This window comes from Reyranella sp. (assembly GCF_004296935.1).
In the GTDB taxonomy this organism is placed as follows: Bacteria; Pseudomonadota; Alphaproteobacteria; order Reyranellales; family Reyranellaceae; genus Reyranella.
Window position 1 is genome coordinate 1 of sequence record NZ_SCVH01000070.1, and the last position, 13,154, is coordinate 13,154.

At 67.1% G+C, this 13,154-nt stretch carries 13 protein-coding genes; 5 read left to right on the forward strand and 8 right to left on the reverse strand.

Features of this window, described 5'->3' with window-relative positions:
- The 6 genes from EPO55_RS09110 to EPO55_RS09135 form a co-directional block, all read right to left on the reverse strand.
- On the reverse strand, positions 1-439 hold a 439-nt coding region (locus EPO55_RS09110; protein WP_296336347.1), incomplete at its 3' end, for a nitroreductase family protein.
- A complete protein-coding gene (locus tag EPO55_RS09115) occupies positions 427-1,680 on the reverse strand; it encodes an MFS transporter (protein ID WP_296336348.1) in 1,254 nt (417 codons plus the stop codon). The genes EPO55_RS09110 and EPO55_RS09115, both read right to left, overlap by 13 nt.
- The gene (locus EPO55_RS09120; RefSeq protein ID WP_296336349.1) at positions 1,664-2,506 is read right to left on the reverse strand and encodes a fumarylacetoacetate hydrolase family protein; all 843 of its coding nucleotides are present in this window, start codon (positions 2,504-2,506) and stop codon (positions 1,664-1,666) included. Before EPO55_RS09120 ends, EPO55_RS09115 begins: the two co-directional genes overlap by 17 nt.
- Before the next feature lie 15 nt (positions 2,507-2,521).
- Positions 2,522-3,262: an aspartate/glutamate racemase family protein gene (locus EPO55_RS09125; protein ID WP_296336350.1), complete on the reverse strand. Its 741-nt coding sequence runs from the start codon at positions 3,260-3,262 to the stop codon at positions 2,522-2,524.
- Positions 3,259-3,978, reverse strand: a complete 720-nt coding sequence (locus tag EPO55_RS09130) for a DNA-3-methyladenine glycosylase I (RefSeq protein WP_296336352.1) — start codon at positions 3,976-3,978, stop codon at positions 3,259-3,261. Before EPO55_RS09130 ends, EPO55_RS09125 begins: the two co-directional genes overlap by 4 nt.
- A gap of 4 nt (positions 3,979-3,982) precedes the next feature.
- Positions 3,983-4,747, reverse strand: a complete 765-nt coding sequence (locus EPO55_RS09135) for an alpha/beta hydrolase (RefSeq protein WP_296336353.1) — start codon at positions 4,745-4,747, stop codon at positions 3,983-3,985.
- Positions 4,748-4,834: 87 nt separating this feature from the next.
- Here EPO55_RS09135 and EPO55_RS09140 point away from each other — a divergent pair, with 87 nt between their 5' ends.
- Both EPO55_RS09140 and EPO55_RS09145 read left to right on the forward strand, forming a co-directional pair.
- Positions 4,835-7,078 (forward strand): arylsulfatase, encoded by a 2,244-nt coding sequence (locus EPO55_RS09140; protein WP_296336355.1) that lies wholly within the window; start codon positions 4,835-4,837, stop codon positions 7,076-7,078.
- Positions 7,075-8,310, forward strand: coding sequence for an MFS transporter (locus EPO55_RS09145; protein WP_296336357.1), 1,236 nt, complete (start codon positions 7,075-7,077; stop codon positions 8,308-8,310). The genes EPO55_RS09140 and EPO55_RS09145 overlap by 4 nt, the downstream gene beginning before the upstream one ends.
- Here the strand turns inward: EPO55_RS09145 and EPO55_RS09150 are convergent.
- Both EPO55_RS09150 and EPO55_RS09155 read right to left on the reverse strand, forming a co-directional pair.
- Positions 8,297-9,256, reverse strand: a complete 960-nt coding sequence (locus tag EPO55_RS09150) for a tripartite tricarboxylate transporter substrate binding protein (protein WP_296336359.1) — start codon at positions 9,254-9,256, stop codon at positions 8,297-8,299. The genes EPO55_RS09145 and EPO55_RS09150 overlap by 14 nt on opposite strands.
- A gap of 11 nt (positions 9,257-9,267) precedes the next feature.
- A complete protein-coding gene (locus tag EPO55_RS09155; RefSeq protein ID WP_296336360.1) occupies positions 9,268-10,473 on the reverse strand; it encodes a CoA transferase in 1,206 nt (401 codons plus the stop codon).
- Positions 10,474-10,555: 82 nt separating this feature from the next.
- On the opposite strand from EPO55_RS09155, the gene EPO55_RS09160 reads away from it, so the two are divergent.
- The 3 genes from EPO55_RS09160 to EPO55_RS09170 are packed head-to-tail and all read left to right on the forward strand — an operon-like array spanning position 10,556 to position 12,951.
- A complete protein-coding gene (locus EPO55_RS09160) occupies positions 10,556-12,007 on the forward strand; it encodes an amidase family protein (RefSeq protein WP_296336361.1) in 1,452 nt (483 codons plus the stop codon).
- A gap of 15 nt (positions 12,008-12,022) precedes the next feature.
- Positions 12,023-12,805: an SDR family NAD(P)-dependent oxidoreductase gene (locus EPO55_RS09165; RefSeq protein WP_296336363.1), complete on the forward strand. Its 783-nt coding sequence runs from the start codon at positions 12,023-12,025 to the stop codon at positions 12,803-12,805.
- On the forward strand, positions 12,802-12,951 hold the full coding sequence (locus tag EPO55_RS09170; protein ID WP_296336364.1) for a hypothetical protein: 150 nt from the start codon (positions 12,802-12,804) through the stop codon (positions 12,949-12,951). The genes EPO55_RS09165 and EPO55_RS09170 overlap by 4 nt, the downstream gene beginning before the upstream one ends.
- Positions 12,952-13,154 lie beyond the last annotated feature (203 nt).

The window sequence follows — 13,154 nt, forward strand, 5'->3', positions numbered from 1 at the left end:
CATCGATGCAGGCGACCATGAAGGTTTCCAGCCAGGGCATGGTCTCGAAGTCGGTCTTCGTGGCGTCGGAGATGCGCTGGTTGCGCGACATGTCGGCAACCCAGCAGATGTAAAGCGGGCATTGCTCGATGTGCTTCTGGTTGCCGGCGATCTCCGCCAGCACCTTCTTCTTGGCCGGGTCGGTGACGGCGACGGCCGACCACCACTGCATGTTGGAGCTGGTGGCCGCCGACTGCGCCGCGGCGATCAGCGTCTCCAGCGTGCCCGGCGGCAGCGGGTCGGGCTTGTAGCCGCGCACCGAGCGGTGATCGAGCATGCCCGCGATGGTGTCGTTCCACGGACCGGCCGGAGGCCCCTGCCAATCCTTGAGGGCATCGGCGCCGTAGCGCTGGGCCAGTGCGTCGGTCTTCTTGCCGGTGGTGGGCGCTAGCGAGTCCATACGGTGGTTCCTTGCGGTTTGGCGCGGGTGATCGCGGTCACGAGGGCGAGAAGAAAGAAGCCGACGACGATCATGAAGATGGCGCGCGGCTCGCCGCGGTCCATCAGCCAACCGTAGAGCAGGGGGCCCATCATGCCGCCGAGGTTGAATCCGGTGCTGACGAAGCCGAACACCTTGCCGAACGAACCCGGCGGCGTGACGGCGCGCACCATCATGTCGCGCGACGGTTGGATCATGCCGTTCAGCAGGCCGCCCAGCGACATCACGCCGACCAGGACGGCCGCCGGCATGTTCACCCAGGCCATCAGGATCGCCATTGTCGAGGTGAAGGCGAAGCCGACCGCCGCGACGCGCTCGTGGTGCGGCGTGCGGTCGGCGATGATGCCGCCCAGCAGCACGCCGAAGGCGCTGCACAGCAGGAAGCCGGAGAGCGCCACGTTGGCGGCCGAGAAGGTCGTGCCGTGGATGGCTTCAAGGCCGACGACGGTGAAGGTCTGGATGCCGCCGGTGGCCATGGCCATGCAGAGGAAGAACAGCAGGTTGCGCAGGATCGGTGCGCTCAGCAGCAGGCCGAGCCCGACCTTGGTCTCGCCTTTTGCGGGCTGCTGGCCGGGCTTGTGGACGACGCGCGGCAGGATGCTGCCGGCCACGATCACCAGCAGGGCGATCGTGAAGGAAAGACCGGCGGCGAACAGGAACCCGCCGCGCCAGCCCCAGACCGCGGCACAGGCCAGCACCAGGGCGGGCGTGACGCCGGAGCCCAGGTAGCCCGCGAAGGTGTGGATCGAGAAGGCCTTGCCGATCCGCCGGTGGTCGACTGTGGCCGACAGGATCGTGTAGTCGGCCGGGTGATAGACCGTGTTGGCGACGCCGAGGAAGGCGTAGGCGATGACGAAGAACCAGTAGCCCGGCAGCAGCGCCGCGGCGGCGATGGCGGCGGCGCCCAGCAGCAGCCCGCCGGTCAGCATGGCGCGCGGGCCGATGCGATCGACCAGGAAGCCCGCCGGCGTTTGCAGCAAGGCCGAGGCGACGTTGAAGGCGGTCAGCGCCAGGCCGATCTGGATGTAGCTGACGCCGAAGGCTTCGCGCACCTCGCCGAACAGCGGCGGCAGCAGCATGATGTGCACATGGCTGACGAAGTGCGCCACGGCGATCAGCGCGATCACCTTGGTCTCGCGGCTCCACCTTGGGCCGGAGGCGGCCTCGGCCGGCAGGCCGATCGGTTCACTCGTCGACGACATTGACGCCCAGTGTCCCGATGCCGGAGATCTCGACCTCGACCTTGTCGCCGCCCTTCATCCAGAGCGGTGGCTTGCGGCCCGCGCCGACGCCGTCCGGCGTGCCGGTGGCGATGATGTCACCCGGCTCCAGCCACGTCACCGTCGAGAGATATTCGATGATGGTGGCGACGTCGAAGATCATGTGTTCGGTCGTGTCGTGCTGCACGACGGTGCCGTTGAGGCGGGTCGTGAGCTCGAGTCGCTGCGGATCGGCGATCACGTCCGACGTGACCATCCACGGCCCGAGCGGGCCGGTCGCCGGGAAATTCTTGCCCGCCGTCACCGAATGCTTCTGGAAGTCGCGCACGCTGCCGTCGAGGAAGCAGGTGTAGCCGGCGATGACGGAGAGGGCGCTCGCCCGCGAGACATGGCGGCAGCGTTCGCCGATCACGACCGCGAGTTCGCCCTCGAAGTCGAAATCGATCGAGGCGCGCGGCCGCACGATGTCGCCGCCATGGGCCACCAGCGTATTGTGAAGCCGCGAGAAGACACTGGGCACCGTCGGCACCTGGCGGCCGACTTCGCCCACGTGGCTTGCATAGTTGAGACCGATGCAGAGGATTTTTTCGGGATCGGGAATGGCCGGCAGCAGCTCGACCTCGTCCATCTTGAAGTCGGCGGCCACGCCCTTGATCGCGACCGCCAGCTCGGCCAGCGCCTTGCCGGCAATGGCTGCTCGCAGGCTGGGCCAGCGTCCGCCGGTCCGTTCCGACAGATCGACGACACCGCCATCCACGACGGCGCCGAATTTGCGCGCGCCCGCTTGGCGAAAACTGACCAACCGCATGGCCCGAGCCTAGGGTTATCCGAGCAGCTTTGCGAGGCCCTTGGAGAGATTGATGCTCGGTACGGTGGCGGGGCGGGCGAGCGAACCGCTGGTTGCCTTGACAGGCTTTTGCCGCGCCAGCCCCTCGGCCATGGAGATCGCGCAAGCAACCCCATCGAGAAGAGGGGCATCGACCAGGGGCTTCAATTTTGCGGCAAGACCGGCGAGGCCGGCGCCACCCAGGATCACCACATCGGCGCCGTCCTCGCGCACGCAGGCCGTACAACCCTTGGCCAGCAGCGCCAGGGCGGCCTTGGGGTTGCGGGCGATATCGGCGCCGGTCGGCGCCACAGTGCGCACCGAGGCCAGCCGCGAGGAGAGGCCGTGGCTGGCGACGAATTCCTCGAGCATCGACTTCCAGCGCTCGCCGCCGGTCACGATGGAGAAGCGGTTGCCCATGGCGCAGGCCTGCAGGATCGCCGCATCGGCCATGCCGACCACCGGCACGGGACTCACTTCCTTGAGGGCCGCGAGGCCGGGATCGCCGAAGCAGGCCAGCACGACGGCGTCCTTGCGGCCCTTGTCGTTGGCCAGCGCGTCGAGCGCGGCGTGGCCGGCGATGGCGTAGGCGGCGCGCGAGGCGATGTAGCGCGGCCCGAACGCACCGGTGACGGCGCGCAGCGTCGTGCCCTTGGAGGCGAAGCGCCTGGCCGTCTTCAGAACGAGGTCGGTGATCGATGCCGTGGTGTTGGGGTTGATCAGCAGGATGTCGGTCATGTCTGCATGATCTCCTTCAGCCGCACGGCATCGTGGTTCTCGCCGATCGACATCGAGCAGATACGCGAGATGTGGGTCAGCGGCAGGCCTGTCTCTTTTGCCCACGCGTTGATCTGCTCCTGAGCGAGCTTCATGTCCTTCTTCGACGTGCCCTTCTCGCCGATCGGCACGCCGGCATCGCGCAGGCAGAGGATCAGGTCGCTGGTCAGGATGAAGGAGTCGCGACCGAGGAAGCGCAGCAGGTACTGGCAGGTATTGCCGCCCAGCCGCGAACCGCGCTTGGCAAGGACCTCCATCAGGCCGATCTGATCGTCGACAGGCCATGTCGCGAGGAACTTGCCGAAGCTGCCGTGTTCGGCCGCGATATCGCTCACGAACTTCGCGTTCTCGCGCACCGACTTGATCTTCTGCGGATTGCGCACGATGCGCTTGTCGGAGGCGAGGTCGTGCCAGAACTCGGCGGGCTGGAACAGCAGCCGCCTGGGATTGAAGCCGAGGAATGCCGCCTCGAAGCCCGGCCATTTCTGGTCGATCACGCTCCACACGAAGCCGGCCGAGAACACCCGGCGTGCCATCTCGGCCAGCACGCGATCGTCGCCGAGCTTGGCGAGATCCTTGTTGTTGCGCTTCTTCGGCAGGAGCGAGGTCAGCACCTTCTCGCCGCCCTTGCGTTTGGCGGCCCGCGCCCGGATGGTCTTGAACGAAACCCGTGCCACGGCGTTACTCCAGCCATCCGTCGAAGAAGTCGAAGACGCTCGCCTTGAACAGCGGATGGCCGATGCAGGAGAAGTGATCGCAGCCCGGCAGGGTCACCGCCTTGGCGCCGGGAATGGCATCGGCCAGGCCCTGCGGCGGCCCGGCGAGCTGGTCTCGGGCGCCGGCCACGACAAGCGTCGGCCGGCGGATTGCCATGAGCGAGGGCTGCGTAAGCGGCACGCGGGCGCCGCGCGAACAGGCCGCCAATGCAAGACGGTCTTCCTTCTGCTCGTCGGCGAAATGGCGGAAGCTTTTCAGCATCGGATCGCTGATCGAGTCGGGTGATTCAGCCTCCATCGCCTCGGCCATCGCGCCTTCCTCGCGCGGCGGATCGAACATTTTTGCGCCGACGCCTGCCACCACGAGATGGTCGATGCGGCTGCCGTCGACGAGGGCCGCGGTCAGCGCGATGTGCGAACCCATGGAGAAGCCCAGCAGATGGGCGCGCTCGACGCCGGCATGATCCATCAATGCAAATAGATCGCGCGCCATCGCCTCGCGATCGTACTGGGCGGGATCGTGCGGCTTGTCGCTTTCGCCGTGGCCGCGATTGTCGAGGGCGAAGCCGCGCATTCCCTTGGCGGCGATGGCGTCGTACCAGCCCATGCGCTTCCAGTTCTCGTACCGGTTGGCGGAAAAGCCATGCACCAGCACGATCGCCTTCTTCGCGTCGGCGGGGCCGAACGCATCGTAGGCGAGCGACAGCCCGTCGGAGGTGAACTGAGCCATGACTTTCCCTAACCCGGGTCATGAATTGCGACAAGGTTGATCCGATAGGTCAAGTGTCGGACAACCGCTCTAACGAAAAGGAAACGCATGACGAGCCCAGGACACGGTAAGATCGGGAAGACGATTCAGGATTCGCAGCCCCATTGGCCGGAGGCGCCGAAGCGGCCGAAAGGCGCGCCCAACATCCTGGTCATCCTGTTCGACGATGTCAGCTTCTCCGACCTCGGCTGCTACGGCTCGCCGATCGCTACCCCCGCCATCGACGCCATCGCCGGACGCGGCCTGCGCTACACCGGCTTTCACACGACGGCCATGTGCTCGACCACGCGGGCGGCACTGTTAACGGGGCGCAACCATCACTCGGTCGGCGTCGGCTGTCTCGCCAACTTCGACTCGGGCTATCCCGGTTATCGCGGCAAGATTTCCAGGGAAGCCGGCACCATCGCCGAAATGCTGCGCCCGCACGGCTACCGCAACTACATGCTGGGCAAGTGGCACGTGACGCCGCTCACCGAATCGGGCGCCACCGGCCCCTTCGACGGCTGGCCGCTCGGCCGCGGCTTCGACCGCTACTACGGTTTCATGGATGCCGAGACCGACCAGTACGCGCCCGAGCTGGTGCGCGACAACACACCGGTCGATCCGCCGGGCACCTTCGCCACCGGCTATCACCTGACGTCCGATCTGGTCGATCAGGGCATCCGCTACATCGCCGACCATGTCGCCGACAATGCCGAGACGCCGTGGCTGACCTGGCTCGCCTTCGGCGCCTGCCATGCGCCGCACCAGGCGCCCTTCAATCTGATCGCCAAGTACGACGCCATTTTCGCCGAAGGCTGGGACGCCGAGCGCGAGCGCCGGCTTGCCCGCCAGATTGCGCTCGGCATCGTGCCGAAAGGCACGCGCCTGCCGCCGCGCAACGACGTCGTGCGGCCGTGGGCCGAGGTGGCCGAGGGCGAGCGGCGCATGTTCACCCGCCTGCAGGCGGCCTATGCCGCGATGCTCGACCATGCCGACCAGCACATCGCGCGGCTGATGGCGTTCCTTGAGACGGCCGGGCAGCTCGACGACACGCTGGTCATCGTCATGTCCGACAACGGCGCCAGCCAGGAGGGCGGGCCCTTCGGCATGATCAACGCCATGGGCCCCTACAATCTCCGCCGCGAAACTCTGGACGAGAAGATCGCGCGCATCGAGGATATCGGCGGGCCCGACACCCACTCCAACTTCCCGCTGGGCTGGGCGATGGCGGCCAACACGCCGCTCAGGCGCTACAAGCAGAACACGCACGGCGGCGGCATCCGTGATCCGTTGGTGATGGCGTGGGGCAAGGGCATCGCGGCCCGCGGCGAGCTGCGCCACCAGTTCTGTCACGCCAGCGATCTCGTGCCGACCCTGCTCGACATCGTAGGCGTCAAGCCGCCCAAGGCGATCAACGGCGTGAAGCAGATGCCGCTCGAGGGCACCAGCTTCGCCAGGAGCCTGAAGAACAAGCGGGCCAGGTCAAAGTCCAAGCCGCAGTATTTCGAGATGTTCGGCCACCGCGGCCTGGTGCAGGACGGCTGGAAGGCCGTGTCGTTCCACCCGCCCGGCAGCGACTTCGAGAACGACAAATGGGAACTCTATCACCTCGATAAGGATTTCAACGAGGTCGACGATCTCGCCGAGAAGGAGCCGGAGCGGCTGAGGGCCATGATCGAGGAATGGTGGCGGCAGGCCGAGAAGAGCAAGGTGCTGCCGCTGGATGACCGGTTCCAGCAGCGCTTCGGCGACAACGCCAAGCGCTTCCACGGGCCGCGCAAGCACTTCGTCTTCCATGCCGGCATGGGCCATGTGCCGACCGACGTGGCGCCCGACGTGCGCAACCGCACTTACACGATCGAGGCCGACGCGCACGTCGATGGTCCGACCACGGAGGGCGTGCTGATTGCCCATGGCGACGCCACGACCGGCTATTCGCTCTACATGAAGGACGGAAACCTCGCCTACGACATGAACATCGGCGGCGAGCATCACCTGATCGTCTCCGACCGGCCGGTGCCGGCGGGCAACCGGCGGCTGGGCGTGCGCATGCGGCGCGACAAGGGCCGCAACCTCGCCACCCTGCTGATCGACGGCGAGCCTGTCGGCGGCTTTAACACCCAGAACGGCTTCGTCAGCTTCATCTCGTGGTCGGGCCTCGACATCGGCCGCGATCGCTCGAGCCCGGTGTCGCACTACGAGGCGCCGTTTCCCTTCACCGGCAAGCTGCGCAAGGTGACGGTGCTGATGGACGACGACCAGGTACTCGATGCCAAGGCCGCTGCCGAAGCGGCCCTCGCGCGCGAATGACCGCTGTCGTCCATCGTCCGGGTCATGGTCCGGGCGTAGACAGCCCCTACGCCTGGCGGCTGGCGTTCCTGTCGATGTTCTGCATCGGCCTGGGCGGTGGCGCGATCTACCTGCCCGTCATCGCGCTCAAGGAAATCGCCGCGGAGTTCGGCGACCGCCGTGCGGTGCCGTCGTTCGCCTATATGGTGGGCTTCTTCTTCATGGGCGTCGGTGGCGTCTTCATGGGCTGGCTGGCCGACCGCACCAGCCCCCGCGTGCCGCTGCTGATCGCCGGCGTCTCGATCCTGGCCGGAGGGTGGCTCGCCAGCAGCGGCGGCGAGCTCGCGCTCTATGTCGGCTATGCTATTCCATTCGGCTTCCTTGGCAACGCCGCCACGTTCACGCCGGCCATGAACAACATCCAGGGCTGGTTCGACCGCCGTCGCAGCACGGCAGTGTCGATCATCTCGGTGGGGCCGGCGCTCTCGGGCTTCGTCTGGCCGCAGATCTATCGCTGGCTGCTGCCCGAGGTCGGCTGGCGCGAGATGCTGATGATCTACGGCGTCACGGCGGGCGTGCTGCTGTTCGTCTGCGCCTTCTATGTGCGGCCCTCGCCGGTCGCGCGCAGCAAGGCGGCGCGGCCGGTCGAGGATCTCTCGAGCCTGCCCATGTCGTCGCCTGCGCTCATGGTGCTGCTCTCGGCGGCGGGATTCTGCTGCTGCACCGCCATGGCCGTGCCGTTCGTGCATATGGTGGCCTTCTGCGGCGACCTCGGCTTCTCGCCGGCGCGCGGTTCCGAGGCGATCTCGCTGATCCTGCTGACGGCGGTGGCCGCGACCTTCGCCATGGGCCGCCTCTCCGACTACATCGGCCCGATCAAGGTGAGCCTGCTCTGTGCCGTCATCCAGATCGCCTCGCTGGCGGGCTTCGTCTTCGTCGAAGGCCTGTCGGGCATCTACACGCTCTCGATCATCCATGGCATTCCCTACATCGCCATCGTGCAGGGCTATGCACTCATCCTGCGCTATCTCTATGGACCCACCATCGCCGGCTGGCGCCTGGGCGTGGTCATGCTGTTCGCCATGGCGGGCATGGCGGTCGGCGGCTGGCTGGGCGGCGCGCTCTTCGACGCCACGCTCTCCTACCGCTCGGCCTTCCAGGCAGCGCTCGCCTTCAATCTCCTGAACCTGATGTTGCTGGGCGCGCTCTATATGGCCCAGCGCCGGCGCAGAGGCTTCCTCAGTCCGCCTTGATGCCCGAGGCGGCGATCGCCTTGCCCCAGCGCGTGTACTCGGCCCTGAGGAAGGCATCGAACTCGGCCGTCGTGCTGGGCTTGGGCAGCGTGCCCACCGCCAGGAATTTCTGCTGGACCGCCGGTGAACGGACGATCTTGTTCAGCGCCGCCGCCAGCCGCTCCACGGTCTCGCGTGGCGCGCCCGCGGGCAGCAGCATGCCCAGCCAGGCATTGGCCTCGAAGCCCGGAAAGCCCTGCTCGGCGATGGTCGGTGTGTCGGGAAAGAACGGCAGCCGCTCGAGGCTGCCCACCGCGATCAGGCGCAGGCGGCCGGCCTCGATATGCGGCCGCGTCACCGCCACGGTATCCAGCGCCACCTGGACGTTGCCCGCGATCAGGTCGTTCATCGACTGCGCGCTGCCCTGGTAGGGCACGTGCAGGATCTTCATCCCCGTCGCGCGCTTCAATTCCTCCATGGCGACATGGCTCACGGTGCTGTTGCCCGACGAGGAATGCGAGAGCTTGTCCGGGTTGGCCTTGGCGTAGGCGATCAGCTCCGGCAGCGTCTTGACCGGCAGCGACGGGTTGACCACCAGCACCAGCGGCAGGTCGCCGACCCGACCGACCGGCTCGAAACTCTTCAGCGTGTCGTAGGTCACGTTCCTGTAGAGATGCGGCGCCATCACCAGTGCCGCCATCGCCGAGATCAGGATGGTGGACCCGTCGGGCGCCGCACGCGCGACCTGGCCGAGCGCAATGCTGCCGCCCTGGCCGGGCTTGTTCTCGACGATGAAAGTCTCGCCAAGTTCGTCCTTCAGGGCCTCGGCCACGATGCGCGACACGAGGTCGATGCCCTGGCCGGCGGGAAAGCCGACCACGATCCTGGCGACCTTGCCGCCCTGGGCGAGGGCGGGCAGGGGACAGAGTGCAGCCAGCGACAGAGCCGCGAAATGACGTCTCAGCATGAGGGTCCTCCCTAGATGACCTTGCGCGCCTTGAGCGCCGCGATCTCCGCCGCGGACAGGCCCAAGGCGCCGTAAACCTCGTCGTTGTGTTCGCCGATGGTCGGTCCCGCGCGCATCACGCGGCCCGGCGTCTCGGAAAATCGCGGCACCACGCCCTGCATGCGAACCGAGCCCAGTTCGCTGTCCGGCACGCGCACGATCGCCTCGCGTGCCCGGATCTGCGGATCGTCGAACACGTCGGCGATATCGTAGATCGGCGAGAAGCCCACTTCATGGCGCTCAAAGGCCTCGCGCAGCTCGGCCATCGTGAGTTTGCCAAGCGCCTCGCCCACGATCTCGTCGAGTTCGCGGTAGTTGCGCACCCGGGCCGGGTTGGTGGCGAACCGCGGGTCGTCCAGCAGGCCGCGCAAATCGAGGGCGGCGCAAAGGCGGATAAAGATGCTCTGGGTCGAGGCCGCGATGGAGGCCCACTTGCCGTCGGCCGTGCGGTAGACGTTGCCGGGCGCCGCGTACTGGCTGCGGTTGCCCGAGCGGGTGCGCACGGCGCCCAGCTGGTCGTACTCGATGGCGAGAAACTCCAGCGTGCGCAGCATGGCCTCGGTCGCCGAGCAGTCGACGTCCTGGCCGCGGCGCTCCGGATGGCGCGCGAGATCGTGCAGGGCGGCCAGGATGCCGAGCGCGCCGAACAGACCGGCCACGGCATCGGAGATCGGATAGCCGAGATGCAGCGGCCGGCCACCTTCCTCGCCGCAGATCTGGGTGAAGCCGCTCATCGCCTCGAAGATGCGGGCAAAGCCCGGCCGGTCGCGGTAGGGCCCGTCCTGGCCGAAGCCGGTGACCCGCAGGATGGTGAGCCGCGGGTTGATCTCCTGCAGCCAGGCCCGGGTGATGCCCCAGCCGTCGAGCGTGCCGGGCCGGAAATTCTCCACCAGCACGTCGGCGTCGGCGATCAGCTTGCCGAACAGGTCGCGGCCGGCGGCCTGGCGCAGGTCGAGGGTGATGCCCTTCTTGTTGCGGTTGGTGACCTTCCACCACAGCGGCGCGCCATCCTTGTGCGGCGCCAGCGCGCGCAGCGAATCGCCGGCGCCCGGCATCTCGACCTTGACGACCTCGGCGCCGTAGTCGCCCAGCAGGCCGGCGGCAAAGGGCCCGGCCACGACCGTGGAGATATCGACGATTTTCAACCCGCGAAGCGGGCCGGTGGCTTTGTCCGTCATTCTGGTGTTTCCTCAAGCCGAATGTCGCACATGCAAAAGTTTCATGTCTGGCAAAGGTGGTTTGCTGAAAAGGGATGGGGCGATGGCTAACGAGCTTTGGAAGATGACCGCTGTCGAGGCCGTGGCGCGGCTGAAGAGGAAGGATATCTCGCCGCTCGATCTGGTCGAGGCCTCGGCCCGACGCATCGCCGAGGTCGAACCCGCCGTGAACGCCCTGCCGACCCTCTGCCTCGACCGCGCGCGTGACCACGCCAAGCGCATCATGGCGGGCGGCGGAGCCTGCGAAGCTTCCAGCGAAGCAGGCTGGCTCGCCGGTCTTCCCGTCTCGATCAAGGACCTGACCGATGTCGCGGGCGTGCGCACGACCTACGGCTCGCCGATCTTCGCCGACCATGTGCCGGCCAGGTCCAATCCCCTGGTCGAGCGTATCGAGCGCAAGGGCGGCATCGTGATGGGCAAATCGAACACGCCGGAGTTCGGCGCCGGCGGCAGCACTTTTAACGAAGTCTTCGGCCGCACCCGCAATCCCTGGAACACCTCGCTCACCTGCGGTGGGTCGACCGGCGGCGGCTCGGTGTCGGTGGCGACCGGCGAGGTCTGGCTGGCGCACGGATCCGACCATGGCGGCTCGCTGCGCCGGCCCGGCACCTATTGCTCGACCGTCGGCCTCCGGCCCTCGCCCGGTCGCGTGACACGCGGCACTTCCAACAATCTCTGGTCGCCGCAGTCGGTGCAGGGGCCGATGGCGCGGAACGTGGCCGACCTCGCGCTGTTCCTCGACGCCATGGCGGGCTTCTGCCTGGAAGATCCGATGACCTTCGATGCGCCCGCGATGTCGTTCAGCGCCGCGCTCGCCAAACCTGTTGCCCCCAGACGGGTCGCCTGGACGGCGGACTTCGGCGGCCGGTTCGAACTCGACCGGGATATCCGCGAGATCTGCACCAAGGCGGCGCGGCGTTTCGAGGAACTGGGCTGCATCGTCGAGGAGGTCTCGCCCGACTTCGGCCCGGTCGACGAGATCTTCATGGCGTTGCGCGGCCAGCAGTTCGTCGTCGATCGCGAGTTGCAGATCCAGCAGCATCGCGACAAGGTCAAGCCGGACATCATCTGGAACACCGAGCTTGGCCTCAAGCAGACCACCAGCCGGCTCGCCTGGGCCGAGCGCGAGCGCGCGGCGCTGTTCAGGCGCATGGTCGCGTTCTTCCAGAAATACGATCTGCTGGTGACGCCAAGTGCGCCGACCGCCGCCTTCGACGTCAACCTGCGTGCGCCCGCCACCATCAACGGCAAGAAGCTCGAGAACTACATGTCTGGCTCGACGCTCAACTCCGCGATTACGGTCGCCGGCAGTCCGGCCATTGCCGTGCCTTGCGGCTTCGATCCGTATGGCCGGCCCGTGGGATTGCAGCTGGTCGGCAAGCCTCGGGGTGAGGCGGCCCTGCTGCAGGCGGCGGCCCTTTACGAGAACCTCCTGGGTCTCGATCGCCTGCTGCCCATCGACCCCAGGCCCGGAACCGTGCCACCATCGACCTGAAAGCGGGGATATGCCATGCGGGTCGTGATTACGGGGGCAAGCCGGGGGATCGGTCGGGCGACGGCGCTCAAGCTCGCGGCCGACGGCGTCGAGGCGCTGACGCTCTGCGACGTGGCCTATCTCGACGAACTCGAGGCGTTGGCGGTCAACCTCCGGACGTCGGGCTGCAAGGTCCACACGCTGCGGGCGGACATGGCCAAGCCCAACGACCCCGCCCGGGTGATCGCAACTGCGGTCAAGGCGATGGGCGGCATCAGCGGCATTGTCGGCAACGCCGGCATTGCCGCCCCGGCCAAACTGGTCGATCTCGACGTTTCGACCTGGGATCGCATTTTTAACATCAACCTCCGGGCCAACTGGCTGCTCGCCAAGGCAGCACACCCCCATCTCAAGAAGTCGAAAGGCGCCATCGTCATGCTGTCGTCGATGGCGGGCGTGATGCCTCAGCTGCCGACCGGCGCCTACAGCCCGGCCAAGGCCGCCCTGATCATGCTGACCGAGATGATGGCGATGGAATGGGCCTCAGACGGCATCCGCGCCAATTCGGTGTGCCCCGGCTTCGTCCACACCTCGATGACCGACGCGATCTACCGCCAGCCCAAGCTGGCCCGGGGCCGCGCCAGGCTGGTGCCGCTCGGCCGCGTCGCCAAGCCGGGCGACATTGCCGACGCCATCGCCTTCCTGTTGAGCCCGGAGGCCAGCTACATCACCGGTCAGGCGCTGGTGGTCGATGGCGGCCTCACGCGCTCGATCCTCAATCATGCGCCTGGCGTGGCAGCCACGCCGAAGGGAAAGTGAAGGCGGATCCTCTCCTGGCGACCGGAGGCTTGCCATGGGAATGCCGAGCCTGGCGCGACGACCGCTTCGCCGCGATCAAGTCCGACGACGAGCGCGCCGGCCGCGAGCCGTCAAACCTGCGCTACGGGTTCGTCGTTCTGGGGTAGAGCCGGTTCCGGCAGACGCGGCGAGATGAAGTGCAAAATCATTGACGGATTGGTATACTTCCGAGTGCAGTCATAGGACAACTGCAACCAGGGGGCGGTAAAATGAGGCTGGGACTGTTTCTAGCGGCCCTGATCGGGCTCGCGGGTGTTTCTCACATCTCCAGTGCGGCCAGCTCCAGCTCGACAGACGCGACGTGGACTGC